Source organism: Cupriavidus numazuensis (assembly GCF_905397435.1).
GTDB lineage: Bacteria > Pseudomonadota > Gammaproteobacteria > Burkholderiales > Burkholderiaceae > Cupriavidus > Cupriavidus numazuensis.
The window spans coordinates 191,080-214,326 of the sequence record NZ_CAJPVI010000002.1; the positions used below are offsets into that span (position 1 = coordinate 191,080).

Consider the following 23,247-nt stretch of genomic DNA (forward strand, 5'->3'; position numbering starts at 1 on the left):
CCTTACCTCCCCGGGTGGGGCAGCAAATACGACGGGCGGAAGGTATGCTGGCGTGTTCGAATTTGGAGTACCAGATGAGTGAAGGTTGGAAAGGATTGATGCCACGGATTTCTCTTGATCCTGCCATCAGTGGGCTGGGGGAGCGCTTTGGAGTGAGCGCATTGCAAGTTCTTGGATATAGCGAGCTGGATAGGGTGCGGGAGCAACTCAAGAACGCTGCCACGTCACAGGTGGAGCAGCAGATGCGAGAGCTCCGCTCAATGGGGTCTATCGCCACCTCGCAGGAAGAGCTGGTTCGCGCCCTTGGCCTCGCAGATCTCACTGCGTTGAATCGTCACTTTGACGATCATGCTGCGTCCTGGCGCTCAACGATGGCGAAGCTACGGGAGCATGCCTTACCCTACACCGAGCAGTTGAGAAAGCAGCTGACCGAACAGATGGGCATTGGCTCGCTCGGGTATGACGCCAACACTATCTTGGCGAACAGCCTTGCCTCTATGGAAGCCTTGAGGGCGTCCATAGGCGATCTGTCGTTAGCAACGATTGATTTCCGAGGAACGGCGCTTACAGATTATCTGCCGCGCCTCCAAGAGCAACTGACCAGGTGGGGAAATCCGCCCTCGGAAGATGCTCCCGTTCAGGTTTATGCGGAAGCGGTGCGCACCGGTGAAGAGGTCGGAATTGGCCTTGGCAGAAAGACCCTCGAATGGTTGGCGGTGTTGGGCTTTCTGGCTGCGATTCTGGTGCCGTTGTATCAGGAGTGGAGCGCTGCAAAGCGGGATGCAGAAGTGGATGCCAAGCTCGCAGTCATGACGGCGATGCTAATTGATGCTGGCGAGAAGGTGGAGAAGCTTTCGAAGGCGGATGCGCGCCGCCAAGAAGCACGTCTTGTTGCAGGTAGAGGCGCTCAGGTCAAGTCCCGCCCGGAATCTGCAGCAGGCGCGAAAGGAAGAATCAATGCTGGCGAGGCGGTGAGGTTCTTGGCGGAGGAAGGAAAGTGGTTTTTCGTTCGTTACTATGACCGGGCTGCCGAGGAGTATCGGTCAGGATGGGTTCTCAAAAAGCACTTCGAATGGCGATGGTCTGCCGACGAGGAGAGCAACGGAAGAAGCCAATAAGCATATAAAAAGCCCGCCTCAGTGGGCGGGCCGCGACGGACATCGGAAGCCTCTTACTTCCGGGTCGCTCTACCATAGATCGAAATCCTTCCACTCATCAAACTTCGATCGCAGGGTATCGTTGTGCTGCTCAATGTAGTCCGCCAGGGGGCGATGCTTTGCAAAGCGAGGTAGGCGCATCTGCTGGCCATGCAGTTGCGTGGTCAGGCTTGCCTCAAGCTTTGAATGCTGACGGCTCGATGCACTGGGATCCCAATATGCGATCGTGTAGTCAGATCGGACCGTTATGTAGGCCGTGTCGAAGAGCTTATGGTGTAGCGGGTTGAGCAATACGCCGTTGCGCACATCAAGGCGCTGTTGGGGTGTTGCATCGGGCCAAGGGACTATGTGGCAAGCTTCGAGGGCGTCGGGAAACTCCATTCCCGTGAACGCACATTGCCATGAGTAGGCCTTCCTGACAGCATCGCGGAATAGGATCTGCTGGATTCCGCGGGATTTAACCTTGGTGTAGACCTGCTCCGCCTCGTCAGGGTTTTCCGTTAGCCCTGTCAACAGCGAATCGTATGACAGACCTTCGGCCGCGAAATCGAACGGGTTCCTCTCCTGTCGCCAGGGGTAAGACCAAACGCGCTCGATGCCGCTATCAAGATCCTTTCGGTTATGCGCAATGAAGCCCGTTCCCGGCAAGCCGGATCCATTTACGACGAGGATCGTCATCGGCGGCAGTGCGGACTCCATGCAGTATTCCTGAATGGGGCCAAGCACGTAGCGGATGGCGCGGTGGTGCACGCCTAGGTGCGCACCGAGCTCCTTATAGGTAATGGTTTGCCGCTTTTCCGCGACTGTCGCGAGCACTGGCCAGGCCAGGCGTGCACGATCCATCTGGTTGATCTTTGACATTGTTTTCCGGGGATTTTCCGTGGGGCAGTTGGAAGTTAGCACGACACAATTCGTCACGGTATCCCCGACAGGTCGGGCCTTGTGCGTTCACATGCCGCAGCAACAAAAAGCCCGCCTCAGTGGGCGGGTCTTAATGCTGGCTGATCGAGGAGGGGGGGGCTATGCTGCCACCAAGCGGTGCATGACCTTCCTCTTCAGTGCATCCGTCGCATCCAGTGAATCGACCATGTCATTGGCGGCGTTCATTAGTCGCCGAAGATCAGCACTTCCAATAGCGGATGCATCCTGAAAAACCACGATTGAGTTGAAATTCTCGATGTGTTGCTGCAGGTGCTGTAGCACGATCGTTGCCAGTCGCGCCCTATCTTTCGTGGGCACGCCGAAGACGAATAGTGGCTCCTTACCGCCCTCGATGTAGAAGTCAATCGGGTAATCGTCGGCAACGGGAATGCCGCCATATACGTAGTTCCGGTGGACTTTCTGTGGGCCTGCTATCGATTTGAGGCTCACCTCAAGATCGTCAAAGAAGGTTGAGGCAACCCGGCTCTTCGTCCAAGTTTTCAATTCCCCGACGCGAAGCAGCGCTTGTCCGAAGCGTAACAATCCCTGCCCCAGATCTGGCTCAGTCGACTCTGCGCGGATCTGGCCGTCCTCATCGAGGCGCGCCCCATATTCGTGAAGCATCTGCTGGAGCATGACCGCCCGGGGTCCCGACGACAGTGACCCAACATCCTGATCGTAGGAAAATCGCATCAAGGTGCTTCCAGCATCCTCCATCTGCCATCCGCCCATCACTTCGCGCAGCCAGACGGTGACAAAGTCGCCGTCAGCTTCGGTAAGCGGCATCGATAGGCGAATGGCGTCACGGTCCTCACCGACATCGAGGTCGGAGCACCAAGCTTCACAGAGGATGCGGCGCAAGGCCGTAGGTGCATCAGGTGCCACGTAGGAGTGTCAGTTCAAGTTGCTGCGGTGCGTCTGGGGATGTGCTCAATCCCGATATTAGCGTATCGCGGACCAAGCAATGCAGCGCGCCGTCAACCGTAGTGTAGCCCTCAAACAGTTCTGCAAATCCGTCCGGATCGTAGCCGGCACGGATGTAGCGCTCTGTCGCAATGTGCCTGTGTGTTGCGGCCGGAAGCTTGTTCCTTTCAATTACATTCCGATGCGGATGGTATGCGCCGTTATATCTGACCAGGACCAGCGCTCCGCCGGAATGGAAAAGCCGCACCAAGCCCACGGAGAAGACGGCCGGATTGGATACCGAGACCCTCACGAATACCCGGTACTTGGCGGTCTCGTCGTCGATCGCGCGCACCTGGTAGTTTTTTTCGCGGTGACCGCCCTTGGTCGCCCACCGGGCCGAGGGATTCTCTACCTTCTTCGGTTCGCGCCTTAGCCGGTCAAGGTCAGCGTCGGTAAGGTGGGAGAAGTCAACGTCCAATTCCTACCTCCCCGCCCACCTAATATCAGTACCCATATTGGTTCCGTCTCTGGCCGCCCTGCGGCTGACCGTAGGACTGGTTGTACTGTGGTGGGTTGCTGTACTCGTCCTTCTGGTGCCCGCGCTGGCCGGTGTACGGGTTCACGCCACCATACTGATTGTTCTCGGCGTTCAGGTTGTTGCTGCGGATCTGATCCGGGTTGGATCGGACGTGACCCTCGCGGTAGTTGCCGTTCTTGTCTACCGAGGGGCGGACGTAAGTTGTCTGGGCGTGGGCAAGCGACACGCCAGCCAGCAATGCGGCGGCCAGAAAGACCTTCTTCATGTTTGACCCCAAAGTTGGATGGATCAGGGTAGCCGACAGCCAGCCCGCGCCGCTCCCCACGTCGGAGGGGTTATTCATCCGTCTCGCCTTCCTGTTGCTCTTCCGCATATGCCTGGCAGCCCTCAATAAACGACGTGGATTTGCCGCTGCAATCATCAGGATCGGTGATGCCATTCTCTTCCGCCCAGGCGTAGCCCGCTTCGTGGCCAGAGCAATCCTGAGTGCAGTCATAACCAGAGAAGGAGCGCGGAGTAGGCCGGATGGCATAGGCGGGCTCGAAAGGTCTTGGCACCTTCGATTCAAAGTAGCGCTGCAGCTCGGCAGCGTCTAAGCCCTGATGAGCCGCGACAGCCGGTACGACGCGATCGCGATAGACCTGCCAGATCATTCTGCGTTCTAGCGGGCCAGTGGTGTCGAAGTTGTTCTCTTCCTTGAACTCGCTCCAGGTCGGGAACGGCAGGCGCTCGGTCTGCGAGTGGCTGTCCGGTTTAGCCACCGTCGCCGCCGACGCGCCAGCAGGCGCAGCAGAGCTTGTGGGCGTGCTCTGCTTTTGCTGGCAGCCCAGCAGGCCAACTGCCACCACGATTACAAGCAACTGCCTCATTTTGCCCCTTGCCGCCCCCTTGCCCTGCTCGGGTGAAGGCCGGTGAACTCGATTACCCTCTTCTTCCGCGAAAACACTGGCTGGTCGGATTGCTCTGGCTCCGGCTCCCCCTGGCGCCGTGTCGGCCCAACTTTCAGCAACAGCTCAACGGCGTCAAGAATCATATCGATCTCAGCTTGCTCGCGGCCGTCGAGGATCTTCGCCAATCGCGCGACAGTAGTGCTCATGGCGTACGAGCCCTGAGTGAAAGTGTTTGCGGACTCCGCCGGCTTCGCATCATCGCCATGACGGACATCCATCCACCCAGCCCGTTCGCCGATTGCCGCCTCAACCTTGCGCGCTGCGTCATCACCTAGGGATTTCGGCTTTCCACTCTTCGAATCAGGCTGCTTTGTCCGGATTTGGCTGATATACGCCGCTGACAGGCCAGCCGCGTTCGCGAGAGCAACCGCCTTCCCGCCCAGCCGCTGCACGGCCAGCTCCAGGTTCTCGCGGCGGATTTCGTCAATGGTTTGCATGGCACCGATTAAATAGCAGAGCGCTATACTTTGAAATGTGCGCTGCGCTATTGACAACGATTAGCGCAGCGCTATACTTCGCGCCATGGATCTCAAGACATACCTGTCCCAAGAACGTGGTCGATGCCTTCAATTAGCGAAGGCAATCGGGGCGCATCAGCCCGACGTGAGCCGTTGGGCAAGTGGTGTGCGACCGGTTCCCAAGCACTTTGGCTTGGCGATAGAGCGGGCCACTGGCGGCGCGGTTACCAGAAAGGATTTGTTCCCGACCGACTGGCATGTCTTCTGGCCCGAGCTGGCTGAAGGCGGGGGCGCCAAGAAGTGATCAGCCCTTTCCCTCAAGCAATCGAATCAGCCGCTCAAGGTCTGCGACCAGTTGCTTTGCGGATGCGAGGCAGCTCGCAACGACTTCTTGCGGATCGGCCTGGCGCTCGCCTTTCTCGTAAGGCCGGCCCTTTCCCGATGCGAGCCAGTCGCCAGAAACACCGAGCACTCGTGCAATTGCCGACGTGTGGCGGCTCCCCTGAGCGTTGCGCGCGGGGTCGAGCAGGTAGTGGATCGACTGAGGTCGGATCCCAATGCGATGGGCGAGGGCGCGTCCGGACATTGGCGGCTCCATGCGCGCCATTGCCCATCGAAGCCGCTCGCCGAACGTGTACATGCGATGCAGTTTGTCATCGTCCCCGCGCAGGTTTGTCTGCTTTTTCGTATCAGAGCGCTCTGTCACTGCCGGCGCTTTCGATGGTTCCCCGACCGCTTGACTGACCCGCAGGCGGTTTTCCCCTGGCGTCTTTGCGCCGGGGCTTTTTATACCTGAGACCCGATAACCAAATGACCCCTCTTCAAGACCTGAATGCAGTGGCGCCGCTGGCCGGCCCGGTTGTCGGACTCTCGTCATCGCCGCGCGCCACGTATGGCCGGCGCCAAGCAGGGCAGGGAGCGCTGCTCGCATCGCCCTCAAAGCGCATCCGCCTGAATCAAAGCCAGGTGCTCATCGATGTCCGCGAAGACTTCCGCCGACTCTTCGATCAGCAGGGCCTGTTCCGCAGCGTGCATGCCAGCGCCAGGCGCTGCATCGCTCACCGTAGCCAAGCGCTCGGCGATCACCTGCTGAGCGCGGTCGCCGTACTGCTCGGCGTAGGACTTAAGCAGCAGCTGGCGCAGCACGAACAGCTGCAGGCGCATGTTGCGGTGCTCCAGATCGTGTTCGGTGAGTGGCTTCGTTGTGTTGACCGCCACTTCGTTTTTGCTTGGCGTCATATCGGCGCTCCCGTCTGACTCTCCACTGAGACCCATGCTTGAAGAAATTGAAGAACTGCTCATGTCCCGCACCCCGTTCAACCATCCGCTCGGCAAGCTGACCGACTCGGTCAAGACCGATCTGCCGGAGGTAGTAGGCGACATCGTTACCCAGAAGGCCCGCGAAGCCGGCATGACCCGTGCCGAACTGGTCCGGGAAATCATCTGCCATTGGGCCCTTCCAGACGACATGTTGAGGTTAGCCGAGCAGCGCCGGAATGTCGCCAAAGGGAATGGTGCGCGATTCGAACCCAATAAAGACTGAGAGCCGCGCGCAGTAGTTCGTTGATTCGATGAAAGCGGCCGCGGCCGCACCGGGGGAATACAGATGGAGCAAGTTCGATCGCGCGAAGCTATTCGCGACGAAGGTAAGAGTGCTGCCCGCGCAGGGAAGAAGGGTAGTCACAATCCGTATCCGCAGCACACCGAGGCCCGCAAGGAATGGAGCCAGGGTTTCGTGGTTGCTCGCCGCGCCAAGCGGAGGACCGCAGCATGATCCTCGACCCCCGAATCATCGAGATGCGCCGCCGCGCGCCCGTCTCCACCATCCCATATGCCGGCCAGCACAACTCGTTCAAGTGCACAGGCTGCAATGGCTTCTTCAACCGCGCGCTGCGCCTCAAGAACGGGAAGCTGAACGTTTGCCCGTCGTGCAAGGAAGCCCGCGTCGCTAAAGCCGTGGAGGTGCAGTGATGCTACTTCCCTTCGAAATCGCATTACGCGATGCCCTCCGCAAGCGTGCTGACGACAAGGAGGCCGAGAAGCTTCGCGCGGCCGAAGAGCGGGCGAAGAAGGTCAAGCGCGACAGCCTTGGCCTGCCGATCGACGTGGAGGCTGCCAGCCATGCTGAACCGCAGCACTAAGCCCCTGAAGCGCACTCCGTTGAAGCGTACCTGCGGCTTCAAGCAGGGCGGCGCCCAGCTCGCGCGCACAGCGGCCGAAGCGAAGCCCACCAAGGCACCGAAGCGCATGCGCGCCAAGCGGAAGCAGGCGACCGCGGCCGAACGTCGTTACATGGGCCACGTCCAGGCGTTGGGCTGCATGCTCTGCCAGCACCTCGGGCTGGGCAAGACCGCGGCCATCGTTCACCACCAGCGCACCGGCCAGGGCGCCATGCGTGCGAGCCACTACCGCACGGTGGGACTCTGCCCGGCGCATCACCAGCACAGCGGCTACGGCGTGCACGACATGGGCCGCCCGCAGTTCGCAGCCATGTATGGCGTCAGTGAGGTCGAGCTCGTGGAGCGCGTACGAACAATTCTGGTCGCCCATCTGCCGGCCAACGAGGTTTGATCATGAGCGAACAACAACGCAAGCCTATCAGCAAGAAGACCCGCTTTGAGGTTTTCAAGCGAGACGGCTTTACCTGCCAGTACTGCGGCGCGCACCCGCCGGAGGCGACTCTGCAGGTCGATCACATCCACCCCGTGGCCGAGGGCGGATCGGACGACATGGATAACCTCGTTACCGCCTGCGAGCCTTGCAATAACGGTAAGCGCGCACGCCTTCTGACGTCCGTCCCGCAATCGCTGCAGGAAAAGGCGGACCTGATCGCTGAGCGCGAAGAGCAGCTGCGCGGCTACCACGATGTGATCGAGGGGAAGCGTCGGCGCCTGGATTCTGAGGCGGCGCGCGTGGCGGAGGTGTACGAGCGATTCGACGCCGGCTACACCTTGAGCCCGTCGTCTCTGGTCAGCGTACGCCAGTTCATCGAGAAGCTGGGTGTGCACGAAGTCATCGATGCAATGGAGATCGCCGGCATTCGCAAGACATTCAAGACGGGGCAGATCTTCCGCTACTTCTGTGGCGTCTGCTGGAACAAGATTCGGGATCAAAAATGAGGCGCCCGTCATTTCAGTTTTACCCGGGCGACTGGCAGTCGAACACGAACCTGCGTCGCTGTAGCCATGCCGAAAAGGGCATCTGGCTGGACGTGATGTGCCTGCTTCACGATTCCGAGGAATACGGCGTACTGCGCTGGGCCCTGAAGGAAATCGCTCAGGCCGTGGGCTGCAAGCTGGCCGACCTGAAGGCGCTCGTTACCAAGGGCGTACTGAAGGGCGCCGATGCCGGCGCGCCGTGCGAAGCCTTCATCTATGTCCCGCGATCCGGCCGCAAGGATGGCGCACCAGTGACGCTGATTGCTACTCAAGAGGGGCCGATTTGGTATTCCTCGCGCATGGTTCGTGATGAATATGTACGCACCATTCGCGGCGAATCGTCGCGCTTCGGTGAAGGCAATGATGCCGCATCGAAGGGTGACGCAAAGCATGGGAAAGGTGTCGCACCAAAGGATGCACCTAAGCCCCCCTTTGGTGACGGCTCTTCTACTGCATCTTCATCTTCACCTTCGGATGATTCCGTTCCTGACGGAACGGGCGGCGAGCCGCCTGCGAAGGCCAAGTCCCCCGAGGAACTGGCCAAGGCCGAGCTTTGGCGAGCCGCGGTGTCGGTGCTGGAGCAGGGCGGCTGCCCGCCGTCCCAGTGCCGGACCTTCATGGGCAAGTTGGTGCAGGACTACACCTTCCCCATCGTCAAGGACGCGGTTGCCGCCGCAGTGGCGGAGCAGCCAGCCGACGCCCGCGAGTACCTGAAAGCGTGCTGCCAGCGCCTGAAGGGCGAGCGCAAGGCGCCGAATCGCCAGGAAGCCCTGGAAGCCAATAACCGCGCGGTGGCCGAACGGCTCGCCGCAGAACTCGAAGGAGCAGCGCAATGACACCGCAGGACGCATCCCGCTTTACCCGGCTCGTTTCGGACGTGTCGGCCTTCTATCGCCAGGACTTTTCGGATTTCGCGGGCCGTGTCTGGTGGCAGGCTATGCAGCCGTTCGACTTCGAGGCCGTGGCCGAGGCGTTCAACCGCCACTGCGTGAACCCGGATTCCGGCCAGTTCATGCCGAAGCCGGCCGACATCATCCGCATGCTGCAGGGCTCCACGCAGGACAGCGCCCTGGTGGCGTGGGCAAAGGTCGATCGCGGCTTGCGCACCGTGGGCACCTACCGTTCGGTTTCGTTCGATGACCCGCTGATCCATCGAGTGCTCACGGAAATGGGCGGCTGGATCGAACTTGGCCGCAAGAACGAGGACGAATGGCCGTTCGTGCGAAACGAGTTCGTGAACCGGTACCGCGGCTACAAGATGCGCAGCGAGATCCCCGACTTCCCGCCGCACCTGGTCGGCATGGCCGAGGCGCAGAACGCGAAGACGGGCTTTGCGGTTGAAGCACCGCTGCTGCTGGGCGATCCGGCCAAGGCCGCACAGGTGCGCGCCAGCGGTTCCGACGTGCCGCTGCTGCAGATCACGACGGTCGTGCAACTCGCCGCCAACCAGGTGCCGCGCCTCGGCGACGGGAGAAAGCAAGCATGACTACCACCTGCATTACCTGCGATCGCTTCACCCTAAAGCCCCGCTCAGGAGCAGGCCAGGAACACCTGACGGCAAGCGATAGGGCGCATGCAAGGGTAGGGATGGGGCGATGCCTAAATGAATCTCTGGCGCTTCGCTGGATAGGCGGAGAAAGCCCGGCATGTGAGAAGCATGTGCCGGTATCGGAAGAGCAGGTGGCACAGCGCCGCGAGTGGATCAAGGGGCGGACGGTATGAAGATCGACCATTGCTACCAAGGCGACTGCCGCGACATCATGCGCGACCTGATCGCCACCGGCGTGCGCGTGCAATGCATCGTCACCAGCCCTCCGTATTGGGGCCTGCGCGACTACGGCCACGCTGGGCAAATTGGCCAAGAGCCGACGCTGCGCGATTTTCTGGCCAGCATGGTAGAGGTGTTCGACCTTTGCCGTGAACTGTTGGCGGACGACGGCACGCTCTGGCTGAACATGGGCGACGCCTATGCGAACGACGCCAAGTGGGGTGGATCTACTGGCGGCAAGCATGTGAAGGCATTGCATGGCGACACGTCAGTTGGCCGCGCCAAGACCAATACCGGGATGCGCCCCAAGAATTTGATGGGCCAGCCATGGCGCCTCGCCTTTGCACTTCAAGATGCCGGGTGGAATCTGCGCCAAGACATCATCTGGCACAAGCCGAACCCCATGCCGGAGAGCGTGCGCGATCGGTGCACCAAAGCGCATGAGTACCTGTTTCTGATGACCCGCAGCGAGCGCTATTACTTCGACGCTGACGCGATCAAGGAGCCGGCAACGTATGGGCCGACCCCCTCTGGGGTGGGCTTTGGTCATGGCACTGACGCCGATGAGCGCGAGCGTGGCCGTGTGCGCGTGCCTGGCAACGTGAATGCCGCCAAGGGACAGGCCGCCTACGAAGCGGGCGACGAGCGCCACCGCACGAAGGCAGGCCTCCAAGCCTATGCCCATAAGGTGCGCGAGAGCGTCAAGCGAGGTGAGTTCGCAGGCAAGACGAACGACTTGGAGGGACGGGAGGCCTTCCGTGCGATCACGGAGATGCGGAACAAGCGCAGCGTCTGGACGATCGCCACCCAGTCGTACAGCGGCGCCCACTTCGCCACGTTCCCGGAGGCCTTGGTTGAGCCTTGCATTCTCGCCGGCAGCCGGCCCGGCGACATCGTCTTCGATCCGTTCATGGGCTCCGGCACGACGGCCAGTGTCGCCCAGCGCCTCGGCCGCCGCTGGCTCGGTTCCGAACTGAACCCGGAATACATCGCGCTGCAGGCCGAGCGCACGCGCCAGCTTGGCCTGGTCCTGGAGGCGGCATGAGCGGAATGCTTCGCTGGACGCCTGAACAATTGGCCGCGCACCAGGCGCGCCAGTCCAAGCCGGTACCGGCTCCGCTGTCGAAGGCCGACCGCGCCGCCGCAGTGCTCAAGCGCAACCAGGCGAAGGGCCGGTTGCCGCGCGGCACGATGAACAAAACTGAAAGCCGCTACGCCGTCTACCTGGACCAGCAGAAGCTGGCCGGCGCCGTGCTCTGGTGGAACTTCGAGGGCGTCAAGCTGATGCTCGCCAAGAATACGTCCATCACGATCGACTTCGCGGTGATGACTGACGCCGGGATTCTGGAGATGCGGGACGTGAAGGGCGCCAAAGCCATGATCGAGGACGACGCGCGCGCAAAAACTAAGATCGCCGCCGCCTTGTATCCCTTTGTTTTCAAGTTCGTCTACCCGGCTGGCAAGGGTGACGCTGGATGGATCGAGGAAGAAATCTAATGGACTGCAAGCAAACAGCGCCGGCCGCCGAGCCGGTGGTAGTGGTCACCGGCGGCGAGCGAGCCCGCCGCGCCAGCCTGCAGATCGCGCAGGCGCTGGGCATGGCCATAGCCATGGCGCCGCGCGGCGTGAACTACTTCGCTGCGCTCGAGCCGCGCACGCTGACCAGCGAGGAAACTCGCGAGGCATTCAAGCCCGGCGCCGAAGACCTGCGCCGCAAGGCCGCAGCCGAAGCAAAGCGCGCCCGCCGCGCCGCCAAACTCAGGAGCCTGTGATGGCCAAGACCACAAAGAAGCGCGACAAGGCCTACAAGCCGCGCGAGGCCCGCCGCGACGTGCTGGCACTGATCTTCGAGGGCGACCAGCCACTACCCGACCACCAGCGCGCGACCATCCTCATGTCCCTGCATGGCTCGGTCCGCTCCATGGCACGCGGCACCGGCTGCGCACAGGACTGGCACACGATAGTCAACGCGCTTAACACCTCGCAAATGCTGTGCGAGAACGCCGGCAACAAGGAAATCGGGCTCGAGGTGGTCTACGCCGCCCAGAACGCCATGATCAACGTAGCAGAGGCCTGCAAGAACCCGAATAGCCCGCGCCACGGGAAGCTGGGTTTCGGACCCGGCGACCTGCCGGCGCTCAATGAGGGCATTGCGTTCTACGAGACGCTGCTCGAAGGGGTGACTAAGCGCCAGTACACCCGGGCGATTCAGGAGGCAGTGCGCCGGCTGGAGATGGGTGCAGTGGTGAAGGTTCAGAAGGAAGGCACGAAGCGCTTTGCGCTGGCGGCATAAGACCGGCGCCAGCGTGGCGCCTCAACAGGAGAGATTGTGAGCAAGCTGTTTTTCGCGACGCACCAGAACGCCGGCCACGGCGAGAGCTACTTCGGTATCGGGTTCCGGACGCCGGAGCGCATGACCACCCGCGAGGATGCGGACGCCAAGGCCGAAAGCCTGAACGAGACGTGGGGGAAGCTCGCCGCGCAAACGCAGCGCGACCACCTACGCCTGTCACGCGTCAGCTACGGCGGATTCTGGGTCACTCCAGTGGACGAGTTCAACGACCTGACGCCAGGTGAAGTGCTGCACGGCTCGCCGTTCAAGCAGCGCCGCGAGCCGGTGACGCGCTTCCAGCAGGAGATCCTGGACGAGCCTTTCCAGAAGCGGTTTCAGCGCGTGCTGGACCTGATCGACGCGCCGGACCCGGCAACGGTGATCGCATGATGGGGCCGGCCAGCGTGGAAGAACTCGCCATGATCGAGGCGGCCGCGCGCGCCGCCGGCTATGAGGTGCGCCGGTTCCGCGTGCGCGAGCTGGAGGTGGTGCACGTAGGCGTGGGCGACCAGTGGGCGCTGTTCGACAGTCTGCGCCACGACGGCGACGCCTTCCGCCTACAGATCGATTGCGGCATGAGTGTCATTGTCCGTCGAGGCATTGCTATGGCTGAGACCTACCCGGGAGACAGGGCGCTGACGATTATGGAGGACGCCACGCAGAACAAGGCCGCGGCCGTGCGGCTCGCTATCACCCGCGCCGCAGCAGCGCTGCATGAGTACCGCACCAAGGAGGCGGCATGACGGGGTACTGGACAGAAGCAAAGGCCGCCCATGACGCCGTGAACCTGCTGACGTCGAGGGCTCTGCAGACCATCGCGCGGAACACAGAGATCCACCGCATGGTGGCGATCGAGGGCCAGACGCTGGCCGCGGCCGCCGCGAAGTACGAGATCAGCCGCAACCGCGCCATGCAGATCGTTTGCCGCATCGCCGGCACGCGCACGCTGACCGAGGCGCGCGCGAAGCATTCGAAGGGTGAGGTTTCTTGTGCGTGATTCTCAGACCCATATCGCCGCACCGCCTACCGGCTGGCGCTACGAGGTGCCGCCAAATCGCGGCGCCAAGGTGCAGTTGCTGACGGTGGGCGGGGTATCCATCACCGGCCAGTGGTACGGAGAGCTTGGTCAGTACCTGATGGCCTGGGCTCCGCTGCTGAAGCGGGACAAGGCGCGCGAGCGCGAGATTCTGGCGCGCCGTGGCTGAGGTCTACCGGGAAATCGTGCTTCGCGGCCGCGCGGACTGGGCCGAGGTGGTATCCACCGTCCGCGCGGCAGCCCCAACCATGGCACGCGATGGCCGTCCTCTTCGCGTGATCCTGACCGACGATGACCAAGACCGCCTTGAGGTTCAGGTGAAGGCCTACTGGTCATCGCTGATCGAGCCCATCGCCGAGCAGGTCTGGGTGGAGGGCCAGCGCTTCAGCGAGAAAGCGTGGCACATCAGCATGAAAGAACGCTTTCTACCTGCAAGGGAGTTGCGTTTGCCAGACGGCAGCATAAAATTCGTGCAGCCATCGATAGCACGCGGCGAAATCACCGTGCGCGAGATGAGCCAATACATGACAAAGGTCGCGGCCTATGCTGCCACGACGCATGGGGTGCAGTTCGACTAACCGGGTCCCTGATTTTCCGGGGGCGGGAATGGGGGCGTTTCAACGCAGGTATGCCGCGGCGATCGCGGCAGGGCAGTTATCACTTCAGTTTCACTTCGAGGCGCTTCGCGCGAAGACCAACCGAGACAAGGTGCTCGAGGTCATCAACGCCGCAGACCGCCTTCTGACCGGCCAGGAGGTGGCGCAGCGCGCCGGCATCTCCTACAAGCAAGCGCTCGACGCGCTGACATTCCTCAACAACGAGCGGCGCATCTCGCGCGAGGGGCGCAAGTTCACGTCCCGCTGGGGGCGCTTGGTGCAGGACCGGGGCCACGCCGGGCTGGAATGCTTCTTCCATGCGATCCATGCCTAATCAATGCAAGCATCGCCATCGATGACGATGCTTGCATTTGTGATTGAATGCGCATAGTATGCAAGCACCATAACAAATGGATGCTTGCATGAAAAAGGACAATAGCAAGGTTGCAGGCGGGGTTGCCCGCGCTCAGGCGCTCGACCCCGAGAAGCGTCGTCAGATCGCGGCGAAGGCCGCGCGCAAGCGGTGGAGCGGCAGCGACCTGCCCGTCGCGGAGTTCGGCTCCGTCGACCGACCGCTGCGTATCCTCGACGTGGAAATCCCGTGCTATGTCCTGAGCGACGGAACGCGGGTTCTGACGCAAGACGGCTTCCTCAAAGCTATTGGCCGATCCGGTCGTCCGAAAGGCGGAACTGGCGCGCGCAGCGCGGCCCTCGACAATGCCCCCAGTTTTCTGTTCGCGGCGAACCTCAAGCCTTTGATTACAGAGGAATTTTTGCGCTCGACGATGCCCGTCGAATTCAAGGTAGAAGGCATCACGGCCTATGGGTATCGCGCCGAACTGCTGCCGCAGGTTTGCAACCTGTATCTGCGCGCCCGCGACCAGAAGATGCTGCACTACACGCAGGAGCACGTCGCCAAGCGCGCTGACATGCTGGTGCGCGGCCTGGCCGAGACTGGCATTGTCGCGCTGGTCGACGAAGCAACGGGCTACCAGAGCGTGCGCGCGCGCGATGCCCTGCAGGCCTACCTCGACAAGTTCCTCCGCAAGGAACTGGCCGCATGGGTGAAGACCTTCCCGGACGAGTTCTTCGAGCAGCTGTTCCGGCTCAAGAAATGGAAATGGACGGGCACGTCGCGCCGCCCCGGCGTGGTCGGGCACTACATCAACGATCTGGTCTATGAGCGCCTCGGCCCGGGGGTACTCGACGAACTGAATCGCCGCAACCCGACCAACGAGCGCGGCCAGCGCAAGGCGAAGCACTTCCAGTGGCTGACCGAGGAAATCGGACACCCGGCACTCGCAAGCCACATGTACGCCATCATCGGGTTCATGCGCGCCCATGATGACTGGAATGAGTTCAAGCACCAGTTCACGAAGGCATTCCCCAAGAAGGGGGAAAATCTCTCCCTGTTGATGTGAAATCGGGCGCTTCGGCGCCCTTTCTTCTGTCGCGCCTCGAATAGTCTCCCCATCCATACACTCGCCTCATCCCCTTACCCGATGAGGCGAGCATGTCCCGAACCCCCGCAAGCTACGCACTGCAGGACCGTCTGCGGATGGCCATTTGGCTGATCCTCGGCCTGCTGTTCTATGTGGCTGTGCTGCTGATCGACGGCAGCCGCTTCCCGACCGTCCAGGTCACGCTGCAGAAGCTGGGCCACGTCACCACCTTTGCATGGGTGGGCTACTGGATCAGCCGCAACGCGCTGGGCCGGGTCAACGCCGCCAGCCCCACGAATGACCGCATTGCTCGCGCGCTGATCATTGGTGCGGTGATCATTGCTGGCCTGACGGGGCTGTGAGCATGCAGACAACCCACATCGCCAACCCGGTGCGCGTGCGTGCCTTGCGCATCAGCGAGGTCAAAGACATCACCTGCCGAGTCGAAGGCTACGGCCAAACGAGCCCCGACCTGCAATTGAGGCTTGAGGATGGCAGCGGCTACACGGCGCTCTCGGACATGACCGCCCGCTACATCCCGGTGCCCGGCGACTACCTTGTGGTGCAGGAGGATGGTTATGCCTACCTGAACCCGAAGGACGTCTTCGAGCGCAAGTACAGCCCCATTCAGGCCGACGCCGCCGCGCCTCAGTCGGTCGTTGGCATGCCGGCCGCTTGCGCTACGCCGACGCCGAATCCCATCGCTGAGCCGCTGCCGCCGATCGATCCGCCGCAGGGCTGGAAGCCCCGCATCGGCAACCAAGTGATGGTGAAGGGCTACATCGCCAACGGCACCGACGAGCACCCCGGCCTTATCACCCGCGTGCACGGCGCAGGGCAGGGCGCTTTCGCCAACGTCACGGCGTTCCCTGATCTGCAATCGCCGAAGATTTTCAGCAGCATCCCGGTCTACAGCTGCCGGGCCGCCGCTGACGCCGACTACCCCGGCTCTAACCGCCGCCAGAACGGCTACGCCTATCTCCTGCACGAGGAGCCAGGCCAATGAGCACTCGCGCATCCCATCGCCGGAAGGAATCCCCCCCGCCGACCCGCCTCGGGATGCGCGGTTGCGCCGTCGTCGCGCTGTCGGTGATTGTCGGCCTAATGCTGCTGGCCGCGACGCTCGCCGCCAGTGCACAGATTCCGCCCGCCGCGCACCAGTACCGCCAGGCGATCGCCCGCGAGACTGCATTCCGCTTCGGCGCCACCGGCCCGGTGCCCGTGATCGCCGCGCAGATCATGCAGGAATCGAAGTTCAACCCGCTCGCCAGGAGCCAGGTAGGCGCCCAAGGGCTCATGCAGTTCATGCCGGCGACCGCCACGTGGGCAGGGCAGGCTGGCGTCGACGGGCCGGTGCAGCCGCTGAACCCGCAGTGGAGCATCCGCGCAGGGGTCTGGTACGACCGCTGGCTGTACGACCGCGTCAAGACCGCCGCCACCGAGTGTGACCGCTGGGCATTCGTCCTGTCGAGCTACAACGGAGGCCTCGGCTACGTCTACAAGCGGCAGAAACTGAGCGCCGCGCCCGGCTCCTGGCCCGTCACCGGCCAGATCAACCCGGGCATCCACCCAGCCAACCAGCGCGAGAACGCGGACTACCCGCTCCAGATCCTCGGCCGCTGGCAGCCGCTGTTCACAACCTGGGGCCGCCCGGTGAGGTTCCCATGCTGAACTGGCTCCAACCTCTCAAGCCGGCGCGAGACCTCCTGCTGCTCATCGGCATCTACATCGTCGGCGTTATCACGGGCGCGATCTTTATCAGCGGCAGACACTCCGGCGAGCAGACCGCCGCGAAGACCGTCGACAAGGTCATCACCCAGACCGTGACAGTGACCGATACCGCTCAGGTCAAGACCCTTCAGACCCAACTCGCCGCCGCGAAGAAGGAAGCGGCCGACTTTCAATCCCAACTCACCGAGGCCGCCCGTGCGCATCCTGCCCCTGTTGCTTGCCGTCTTCCTGACAGCCTGCGGGACGACCTTAACCGTTAAGTTCCCGCCCGTGCCGGAAGCGCTGAAACAGCCGTGCGGCAGCCCGATCTTCAGCCAACTCACAACTGCTGATCAATACGACCTTGCCGCACGCCTTGGAGAAGCCAAGGAATACGGCAAAGGCTGCTCTGCTCGCATGGACCGCCTGATTGACGCTGTGAACGCTCGTGAAGCTCTCGCAGTCGAGGTGACCCGATGAGCGACACCACGACCCCCGGCGCCGAGCTGCTGATCGACTACCGCCTGTCCCAACTGGAGCGCGCCGTCACCAAGCTGGTCGAGCAGAACGCCACGATCATCGCCATGGAGCAGCGCCACCTGGAAACACGGGAAGCGCTGGAACGCGCATTCAAGTCCCTCAAGGAGCAGGACGGCCGGATCCGCGCCATCGAAACGGACCTGCCCACTATGCGCCTAGTCCGCGGCTGGGTGATCACTGGCGTGCTGGCAGTCATGGCTGCGTCTGGAACGGTCGTTGTGAAGTCCGTCACCACCATGCCGCCGGCATTGGCCACCCAGCCCTCTCGAACCGGCTGAGAAATTTCATACACACCATATAGGAAACCACCGTGAGCAAGTCCGGTTCGCCCTCCGATAAGAGGCGCCGCGTGGAACCTGAAGCCGCTCCGGCCCAGCCGGCAGCGAAGAAGCCCGCCGCCCGTAAGACGCCAGACAGGCCAGAAACCGCGCCGCTGGCCAGCGCCAAGCCTGCCGGGAAGAAGGCGCCTGCCAAGAAGAAGCCGGCCAAGAAGCGCGCACCGGCAAAGCGCAAGGTCGGCCGCCCGTCGCTGTACAGCCAGGAGCTTGTCAACGCCATCCTGGAAAAGATCGCCGACGGCAAGTTCCTGACCGAGATTTGCGCCGACCCGGCCATGCCTTCCTGCAGCACGGTCTTCAAATGGCGGCTTGACTACCCTGAATTTTCGGAGGCATACGCCCACGCGCGCGAGGCAGCCGCCGACAAAATGGTCATTGAGACGGTCGCCATTGCGGACGACGGCATCAACGATACGTACATCGACGCGGAAACCGGCGAGCGGCGCACCGACCATGACGTGATCCAGCGCTCCAAGCTGCGCGTCGAAACCCGCAAGTGGCTGCTGGCCAGGATGGCGCCGAAGACTTACGGCGATCGGATCGAGACCGTCCACTCCGGCGAGATCAAGAAGACGTCCGACCTCACCGACGAGGAACTGGATGCTCAGATCGCTGCCCGCCAGGCCGCGCTACAGGAAGGCGACGGCGAGTAATGGCCGCTGTTGCTGCTCGCCCCGCCGCGGGCACCGGCCTGACGCGCGAGCAGCGCCTCGAGCTGCTGGCCCTGCTGGAAGAGAAGGCCTACCGCAAGGCCCGCCGGAAGATGCTCGGCATGTTCCCCGAGTCCGGCAAGCACGCGCGCATGCTGTACCCGAAGCACATGCAGTTCTTCGAGGCCGGCGCAGCGTACCGCGAGCGGTGCTTCATGGCCGGCAACCGGATCGGGAAGACGGAAGGCGGCGCGTACGAGACCACCTGTCACCTGACCGGCCGTTATCCGGACTGGTGGACCGGCCGGCGTTTCGACAAGCCCGTGAAGTTCTGGGCAGCCGGCAAGACCAACGAAACCACCCGCGACATCGTCCAGGCCAAGCTGCTGGGTGAAATCACGCACGCCAGCGGCCGCAAGGGCGTCACCGGCACCGGGATGATCCCCGGCGAGGACATCGGCTCGATCACCTGGAAGCAGGGCGTGCCGGACATGGTCGACACGGTCAAGATCAAGCACGCGTCCGGCGGCTGGTCAAAGCTGGGCTTCAAGAGCTACCAGCAGGGCCGCGGCTCTTTCGAGGGCACCGAGCAGGACGGCGTATGGCTGGACGAAGAGCCGCCGATCGATATCTATGGCGAGTGCCTGATCCGGACGGCGACCACCGGCGGCCTGATCTACATCACCTTCACCCCGCTCGAAGGCATGAGCGAAACGGTGATGGCGTTCCTGCCCAACGGCTTGCCGGACGCCAAGGATGCCGTCGCATCGAAAGTCAGCGCCTCGAAGTATCTGGTCATGGCGGGCTGGAACGATGTCCCGCACCTGGACGAGAAGACCAAGACCGAACTGCTTGAGGCGACGCCGCCCTACCTGCGCGAGGCCCGCTCGAAGGGATATCCGGTGCTCGGCTCCGGCCGGATCTTCCCGGTGGATGAGGAAGCCATCAAGGTCCAGTCGTTCACCATCCCGGATTCCTGGCCGCGAATCTGTGCCCTGGACTTCGGATGGGACCACCCGAGTGCCATGGTCTGGATTGCATGGGACCGCGACAACGACATCATCTATGTCTATGACTGCTTGCGCGTGCGCGAGACCACGCCGAAGGACCAGGCGCCGCTGATCATCTCCCGCGCCGACTGGATTCCCGTGGCCTGGCCGCACGACGGCCTGAACACCGAGAAGGGCAGCGGCGAGCAACTGGCCGAGCTATACCGCAAGGAAGGCGTCAACATGCTGTGGGAGCGTGCGCAGTACGCAGAAACGGGTACAGAGGACGGAGCGAAGGTTTCCCGTTCGTCCGTCGAGGCTGGCCTGATGGACATGCTCACCCGCATGCAGACCGGCAAGTGGAAGGTCTTCGCCCACCTGCACGACTGGTTCCAGGAGTTCCGCCTGTACCACCGCAAGGACGGGAAGATCGTCAAGCTGAAGGACGATCTGATGTCCGCCAGCCGCTACGGCACGATGATGCTGCGCTACGCCGCAACGCCGCCCGTACCCACGACTCGAATTGACCCCTCCCGCAGAAAATACGACTGGCGCGTCGGTTGATCTCTTGGCGCGCGCCATGGAGATCCTTGCCGATGGGCGACATTCAACTGACCAGCGCTGCTATTCCCCGCCCCGACGAGCCTTTGACCGCCGGGCAGGGCTCTGGCCGCGTAGACGGAGACGTTGAGCGCTCCACCGAACAGCCCGAGGAACTGCGCGACGAGGCGCTTTCGCCTGAGCAGGTGGCTGACTTCCTGTTTGAAGTGAAGCGACAGCCCGCCTGGCGGAAGGAATCAGACCGCTGCTGCGACTACTACGACGGCAACCAGCTTGATGCCAAGCAGTTGGAGATTCTGGAAGAGCGTGGCCAGCCACCGCTGATCACGAACCTGATCAAGCCCAGCATCGACACCGTGCTCGGTATGGAGGCGAAGACCCGCTCCGACTGGCGAGTGCGGGCCGAGGACGATGGCATCACCAGCCCGGACGCCTCCGAAGCCCTGTCCCTGAAGCTTAAGCACGCCGAGACGGAAACCCGTGCGGATCGCGCTTGCTCGGACGCCTACGCTGGCCAGATCAAGGCTGGTATCGGCTGGGTGGAAGTCGGCCGCGAGCACGACCCGTTCAAGGGTCAATACCGTGTCAAGAGCGTGCACCGTCGGGAAATCGCGTGGGACTGGCGCTCGCTGGAGCCGGACCTTTCCGACGCGAAGTACCTGATCCGCCGTCGATGGCTGGACGTGGACGCGGCCATCGCCATGATGCCAGAGTACGCCAACCTGCTGCGCTACACGCTCGGCGACTGGGCTGGCTTCGATCCGATCATGCCCGGCGACACCGGCCTGCAGCGCTCTTACTTCATCGAGCGCGACACTCGCATCGATCACGACGACTGGCGCGACGTGGTGCGCCGGCGCGTGTGCCTGTACGAAATCTGGTACCGCAAATGGGTGTCTGGCTACGTCATGCGCTTGGGTGACGGCCGCGCGGTCGAGGCAGACTTCAACAATCCCAAGCACTCGATGGCGATCCTGTCGGGCGCCGTCAAGGTCGAGCGCCGGACATTCGAGCGCGTGCGCCTTGCTTGGTACTGCGGCCCGCACTTCCTCTATGACGTGCCGAGCCCGTACAAGCACGGAAATTTCCCCTACGTGCCGTTCTTCGGCCACAAGGAAGACCTGACAGGCACGCCGTACGGCCTCATCCGGTCGATGCTCTCGCCGCAGGACGAGATCAACGCGCGGAAGTCCAAGCAGCTGTGGCTGCTGAACTCTCGCCGCGTGGTCACGGATGCGGATGCTGTCACCGATCATGATGTAGCGCGGCAGGAGGCGGCTCGCGCGGATGCCTACATCGTCCTGAATCCCAATCGGAATCCGAAGAGCGGCTTCAAGATCGACGTCGGCGGCGACCTGGCCGTGCAGCAGCACGCCGCTATGCTGGACGCCAAGCAAGAGATTGCTGAGGCCTCCGGCATCCACAAGACCATGATGGGCCAGCAGTCGGGCGCCACGTCCGGCCTGGCTATCAATTCACTGGTCGAGCAGGGCCTGAACACCCTCGCCGAGATCAACGACAACTACCGCTTCGCCCGCCGCATGGTCGGCGAAATGCTGTTCTCCCTGATGCTGGAGGACATGGACGGTCGCCAGATCCCGGTGGAAGTGGGCGACGGCAAGGCCAAGCGCGTCATCGTGCTGAACCAGATCGCGCAGGATCCACAGACCGGCCAGCCGGTGAAGCTCAACGACACCAGTCGTGTGCGCGCCAAGGTGGTGTTGGACGACATCCCGAGCACGCCGACATTCAAGCTGCAGCAACAGCAGATGATGGCCGAGGTCGCGAAGTCCCTGCCGCCAGAACTGCAGGCCGTGCTGGTGCCGTTCCTGGTCTCGATGAGCGACATGCCAAACAAGACTGAGATTGTCGACCTACTCAAGAGCAAGCTGGGCATGGCCGACGAGCAGGCACAGCAGGCAGCGGCGCAGGCTCAAGCCCAACAGGCCGAAAAGATGGCCAAGCTCGAAGAGCGCAACCAAGTCCTCGAGGCAGCACTGACCGCCGCCAAGGTCCGCAACGAGAACGCCAAGGCCGACAACCTCGAAGCGCAAACCGCCCAGCTCGGCATGATGCCGGCCCAGTATCAGCAGTACGCCACCAGCGAGAACGCGCAATGAGCATTCCAACCTGCGCCGTCGCGATCAAGCTCTACGACCAGAACGCTGATGCTGTGGTCGGCGCGACCGTTACCGCCCAGCTCGATCGCTATGAGATCCACGACGGCTTCGTCGTGCCGCAGATCGTTGAGGCGGTCACGGACCAATATGGCGAGGCGACGCTGAACCTGTGGCCCAACGCCCTCGGGTCGCAGTCTTCGAACTACAAGATCAAGGTGCAGCCGTCGGACGCGAAGGGTTACTCGACCATCGCTGTTGTACCGGATGCGCCGACGGCGAACCTGTCGGAAATCGCGCAACTGCCTGACCTGCCGGGGAAGACGGACTTCCAGGACTATCTGGATCAGGCGACGAGCCTTGCCACCGACCTGGTGGATAGCGCCAATGCGGCGAAGGTGGCGGCGCAGGCGGCGCAGACTGGGGCGGAAACGGCCGAGGCGGCAGCGGCAGGCAGCGCGACGGACGCGGCGGCTCAGGCTGCGGCGGCGCTCGCCTCGTCGCAGTCGGCTACCACCAGCGCCAATGCGGCAGACGCCTCGCGCACCAATGCGGCGACGTCGGAGGCGAATGCCGCGGCGTCGGCTGCGGCGGCGTCGGGCTCTGCTTCTGCTGCGGCTGGGTCCGCCTCGTCGGCTTCCGGATCGGCGGGCACGGCCACCACGCAGGCGACTGCAGCGGCGGGATCGGCAGCGACGGCGACGACGCAGGCAGGTAATGCCTCGGCGAGCGCGGCGGCTGCGGCCGCGAGTGCCGCGGCGGCTGCGGCAAGCGCTGGCTCGATCGCGGCGCCCACCGTCACGAAGCCCGGCGACGCGGACGTGACCACCGGCCGCGCTATCGACACGACCGTCATCTATGCCGCGCCGATCACCGCCGGCCGCACCGTCACCCTGAACATCACGAACCCCGCATCGGGCGACCGCGTGCATGTCACGCGTACTTCCGCAGCGACAGGCGGCGACCTCGTTGCAGTGGCCGCGCTCAAGTACCTGAACCCTGGCCAGTGGGCTCGCGCCACCTACGACGGTTCGGCCTGGGTTCTCACCGCTTACGGCAGCCTGTAACACCTGACACGGA

General features: G+C 62.9%; 37 protein-coding genes. 29 read left to right on the forward strand and 8 right to left on the reverse strand.

Features of this window, described 5'->3' with window-relative positions:
• Positions 1–74: 74 nt before the first annotated feature.
• On the forward strand, positions 75–1,118 hold the full coding sequence (locus KHO41_RS02920; protein ID WP_211951802.1) for a hypothetical protein: 1,044 nt from the start codon (positions 75–77) through the stop codon (positions 1,116–1,118).
• Positions 1,119–1,187: 69 nt separating this feature from the next.
• On the opposite strand, the gene KHO41_RS02925 is transcribed toward KHO41_RS02920, so the two are convergent.
• The 6 genes from KHO41_RS02925 to KHO41_RS02950 all read right to left on the reverse strand — a co-directional run bounded on the left by KHO41_RS02925 (position 1,188) and on the right by KHO41_RS02950 (position 4,909).
• Complete coding sequence (locus tag KHO41_RS02925) at positions 1,188–2,018, reverse strand: HNH endonuclease (RefSeq protein ID WP_211951803.1); 831 nt, start codon at positions 2,016–2,018, stop codon at positions 1,188–1,190.
• A 159-nt stretch (positions 2,019–2,177) separates the two neighbouring features.
• Positions 2,178–2,939, reverse strand: a complete 762-nt coding sequence (locus tag KHO41_RS02930; protein ID WP_211951804.1) for a DUF1828 domain-containing protein — start codon at positions 2,937–2,939, stop codon at positions 2,178–2,180.
• Positions 2,940–2,952: 13 nt separating this feature from the next.
• Positions 2,953–3,462: a hypothetical protein gene (locus tag KHO41_RS02935; protein ID WP_211951805.1), complete on the reverse strand. Its 510-nt coding sequence runs from the start codon at positions 3,460–3,462 to the stop codon at positions 2,953–2,955.
• 25 nt (positions 3,463–3,487) lie between these two features.
• Positions 3,488–3,865, reverse strand: a complete 378-nt coding sequence (locus KHO41_RS02940; protein WP_211951806.1) for a hypothetical protein — start codon at positions 3,863–3,865, stop codon at positions 3,488–3,490.
• Positions 3,858–4,391, reverse strand: a complete 534-nt coding sequence (locus tag KHO41_RS02945; RefSeq protein ID WP_211951807.1) for a hypothetical protein — start codon at positions 4,389–4,391, stop codon at positions 3,858–3,860. Before KHO41_RS02945 ends, KHO41_RS02940 begins: the two co-directional genes overlap by 8 nt.
• Positions 4,388–4,909: a hypothetical protein gene (locus KHO41_RS02950; RefSeq protein ID WP_211951808.1), complete on the reverse strand. Its 522-nt coding sequence runs from the start codon at positions 4,907–4,909 to the stop codon at positions 4,388–4,390. The genes KHO41_RS02945 and KHO41_RS02950 overlap by 4 nt, the downstream gene beginning before the upstream one ends.
• An 85-nt stretch (positions 4,910–4,994) precedes the next feature.
• Here KHO41_RS02950 and KHO41_RS02955 point away from each other — a divergent pair, with 85 nt between their 5' ends.
• Complete coding sequence (locus KHO41_RS02955) at positions 4,995–5,234, forward strand: transcriptional regulator (RefSeq protein ID WP_211951809.1); 240 nt, start codon at positions 4,995–4,997, stop codon at positions 5,232–5,234.
• Here the strand turns inward: KHO41_RS02955 and KHO41_RS02960 are convergent, their stop codons facing one another.
• Together KHO41_RS02960 and KHO41_RS02965 are read right to left on the reverse strand one after the other, a co-directional pair.
• Positions 5,235–5,636: a hypothetical protein gene (locus KHO41_RS02960; protein ID WP_211951810.1), complete on the reverse strand. Its 402-nt coding sequence runs from the start codon at positions 5,634–5,636 to the stop codon at positions 5,235–5,237. It abuts the gene before it with no gap.
• A gap of 230 nt (positions 5,637–5,866) precedes the next feature.
• On the reverse strand, positions 5,867–6,169 hold the full coding sequence (locus KHO41_RS02965; RefSeq protein ID WP_211951811.1) for a hypothetical protein: 303 nt from the start codon (positions 6,167–6,169) through the stop codon (positions 5,867–5,869).
• 34 nt (positions 6,170–6,203) lie between these two features.
• Here KHO41_RS02965 and KHO41_RS02970 point away from each other — a divergent pair, with 34 nt between their 5' ends.
• From KHO41_RS02970 to KHO41_RS03100, 27 genes are all read left to right on the forward strand, one after another.
• The gene (locus KHO41_RS02970; protein WP_211951812.1) at positions 6,204–6,473 is read left to right on the forward strand and encodes a hypothetical protein; all 270 of its coding nucleotides are present in this window, start codon (positions 6,204–6,206) and stop codon (positions 6,471–6,473) included.
• Between the two features lie 227 nt (positions 6,474–6,700).
• A complete protein-coding gene (locus tag KHO41_RS02975; protein WP_211951813.1) occupies positions 6,701–6,901 on the forward strand; it encodes a hypothetical protein in 201 nt (66 codons plus the stop codon).
• Positions 6,901–7,071 (forward strand): hypothetical protein, encoded by a 171-nt coding sequence (locus tag KHO41_RS02980; RefSeq protein WP_211951814.1) that lies wholly within the window; start codon positions 6,901–6,903, stop codon positions 7,069–7,071. Before KHO41_RS02975 ends, KHO41_RS02980 begins: the two co-directional genes overlap by 1 nt.
• Positions 7,072–7,090: 19 nt before the next feature.
• Positions 7,091–7,501, forward strand: a complete 411-nt coding sequence (locus KHO41_RS02985; protein WP_211951815.1) for a Ref family recombination enhancement nuclease — start codon at positions 7,091–7,093, stop codon at positions 7,499–7,501.
• Positions 7,502–7,503: 2 nt separating this feature from the next.
• A complete protein-coding gene (locus tag KHO41_RS02990) occupies positions 7,504–8,049 on the forward strand; it encodes an HNH endonuclease (protein ID WP_211951816.1) in 546 nt (181 codons plus the stop codon).
• Positions 8,046–8,924: a hypothetical protein gene (locus KHO41_RS41135; RefSeq protein WP_244873692.1), complete on the forward strand. Its 879-nt coding sequence runs from the start codon at positions 8,046–8,048 to the stop codon at positions 8,922–8,924. The genes KHO41_RS02990 and KHO41_RS41135 overlap by 4 nt, the downstream gene beginning before the upstream one ends.
• Positions 8,921–9,574 carry a DUF6475 domain-containing protein gene (locus KHO41_RS03000; RefSeq protein ID WP_211951817.1) on the forward strand — a complete coding sequence of 218 codons (654 nt, stop codon included), beginning with the start codon at positions 8,921–8,923 and terminating at the stop codon, positions 9,572–9,574. Before KHO41_RS41135 ends, KHO41_RS03000 begins: the two co-directional genes overlap by 4 nt.
• Before the next feature lie 232 nt (positions 9,575–9,806).
• Positions 9,807–10,901: a DNA-methyltransferase gene (locus KHO41_RS03005; RefSeq protein ID WP_211951818.1), complete on the forward strand. Its 1,095-nt coding sequence runs from the start codon at positions 9,807–9,809 to the stop codon at positions 10,899–10,901.
• A 29-nt stretch (positions 10,902–10,930) separates the two neighbouring features.
• Positions 10,931–11,353, forward strand: coding sequence for a DUF1064 domain-containing protein (locus KHO41_RS03010; protein ID WP_244873693.1), 423 nt, complete (start codon positions 10,931–10,933; stop codon positions 11,351–11,353).
• Entirely contained in the window at positions 11,353–11,628 is a 276-nt protein-coding gene (locus tag KHO41_RS03015; protein WP_211951819.1) for a hypothetical protein, read from the forward strand. The genes KHO41_RS03010 and KHO41_RS03015 overlap by 1 nt, the downstream gene beginning before the upstream one ends.
• A complete protein-coding gene (locus KHO41_RS03020) occupies positions 11,628–12,149 on the forward strand; it encodes a hypothetical protein (protein WP_211951820.1) in 522 nt (173 codons plus the stop codon). The genes KHO41_RS03015 and KHO41_RS03020 overlap by 1 nt, the downstream gene beginning before the upstream one ends.
• 36 nt (positions 12,150–12,185) lie before the next feature.
• The gene (locus tag KHO41_RS03025; protein ID WP_211951821.1) at positions 12,186–12,578 is read left to right on the forward strand and encodes a hypothetical protein; all 393 of its coding nucleotides are present in this window, start codon (positions 12,186–12,188) and stop codon (positions 12,576–12,578) included.
• A complete protein-coding gene (locus KHO41_RS03030) occupies positions 12,575–12,931 on the forward strand; it encodes a hypothetical protein (protein WP_211951822.1) in 357 nt (118 codons plus the stop codon). Before KHO41_RS03025 ends, KHO41_RS03030 begins: the two co-directional genes overlap by 4 nt.
• Positions 12,928–13,185, forward strand: coding sequence for a hypothetical protein (locus tag KHO41_RS03035; RefSeq protein ID WP_211951823.1), 258 nt, complete (start codon positions 12,928–12,930; stop codon positions 13,183–13,185). The genes KHO41_RS03030 and KHO41_RS03035 overlap by 4 nt, the downstream gene beginning before the upstream one ends.
• Positions 13,178–13,393 carry a hypothetical protein gene (locus KHO41_RS03040; protein ID WP_211951824.1) on the forward strand — a complete coding sequence of 72 codons (216 nt, stop codon included), beginning with the start codon at positions 13,178–13,180 and terminating at the stop codon, positions 13,391–13,393. Before KHO41_RS03035 ends, KHO41_RS03040 begins: the two co-directional genes overlap by 8 nt.
• Positions 13,386–13,802, forward strand: a complete 417-nt coding sequence (locus KHO41_RS03045; protein WP_211951825.1) for a hypothetical protein — start codon at positions 13,386–13,388, stop codon at positions 13,800–13,802. Before KHO41_RS03040 ends, KHO41_RS03045 begins: the two co-directional genes overlap by 8 nt.
• A gap of 28 nt (positions 13,803–13,830) precedes the next feature.
• Positions 13,831–14,154, forward strand: a complete 324-nt coding sequence (locus KHO41_RS03050; protein ID WP_211951826.1) for a hypothetical protein — start codon at positions 13,831–13,833, stop codon at positions 14,152–14,154.
• Positions 14,155–14,242: 88 nt separating this feature from the next.
• Positions 14,243–15,241 carry a P63C domain-containing protein gene (locus KHO41_RS03055; protein WP_211951827.1) on the forward strand — a complete coding sequence of 333 codons (999 nt, stop codon included), beginning with the start codon at positions 14,243–14,245 and terminating at the stop codon, positions 15,239–15,241.
• 92 nt (positions 15,242–15,333) lie between these two features.
• On the forward strand, positions 15,334–15,624 hold the full coding sequence (locus KHO41_RS03060; RefSeq protein WP_211951828.1) for a hypothetical protein: 291 nt from the start codon (positions 15,334–15,336) through the stop codon (positions 15,622–15,624).
• Positions 15,625–15,626: 2 nt separating this feature from the next.
• Positions 15,627–16,268: a hypothetical protein gene (locus KHO41_RS03065; RefSeq protein ID WP_211951829.1), complete on the forward strand. Its 642-nt coding sequence runs from the start codon at positions 15,627–15,629 to the stop codon at positions 16,266–16,268.
• On the forward strand, positions 16,265–16,933 hold the full coding sequence (locus KHO41_RS03070) for a transglycosylase SLT domain-containing protein (RefSeq protein ID WP_211951830.1): 669 nt from the start codon (positions 16,265–16,267) through the stop codon (positions 16,931–16,933). The genes KHO41_RS03065 and KHO41_RS03070 overlap by 4 nt, the downstream gene beginning before the upstream one ends.
• Positions 16,927–17,253 (forward strand): hypothetical protein, encoded by a 327-nt coding sequence (locus tag KHO41_RS03075; RefSeq protein WP_211951831.1) that lies wholly within the window; start codon positions 16,927–16,929, stop codon positions 17,251–17,253. The genes KHO41_RS03070 and KHO41_RS03075 overlap by 7 nt, the downstream gene beginning before the upstream one ends.
• Before the next feature lie 195 nt (positions 17,254–17,448).
• The gene (locus KHO41_RS03080) at positions 17,449–17,790 is read left to right on the forward strand and encodes a Rossmann-fold NAD(P)-binding domain-containing protein (protein ID WP_211951832.1); all 342 of its coding nucleotides are present in this window, start codon (positions 17,449–17,451) and stop codon (positions 17,788–17,790) included.
• 32 nt (positions 17,791–17,822) lie between these two features.
• Positions 17,823–18,503: a terminase small subunit-like protein gene (locus KHO41_RS03085; protein ID WP_211951833.1), complete on the forward strand. Its 681-nt coding sequence runs from the start codon at positions 17,823–17,825 to the stop codon at positions 18,501–18,503.
• Entirely contained in the window at positions 18,503–20,053 is a 1,551-nt protein-coding gene (locus KHO41_RS03090) for a terminase large subunit domain-containing protein (RefSeq protein ID WP_211951834.1), read from the forward strand. Before KHO41_RS03085 ends, KHO41_RS03090 begins: the two co-directional genes overlap by 1 nt.
• 32 nt (positions 20,054–20,085) lie before the next feature.
• Positions 20,086–22,170: a portal protein gene (locus tag KHO41_RS03095; protein WP_211951835.1), complete on the forward strand. Its 2,085-nt coding sequence runs from the start codon at positions 20,086–20,088 to the stop codon at positions 22,168–22,170.
• Positions 22,167–23,234, forward strand: a complete 1,068-nt coding sequence (locus tag KHO41_RS03100) for a hypothetical protein (RefSeq protein ID WP_211951836.1) — start codon at positions 22,167–22,169, stop codon at positions 23,232–23,234. Before KHO41_RS03095 ends, KHO41_RS03100 begins: the two co-directional genes overlap by 4 nt.
• Positions 23,235–23,247: the final 13 nt, after the last annotated feature.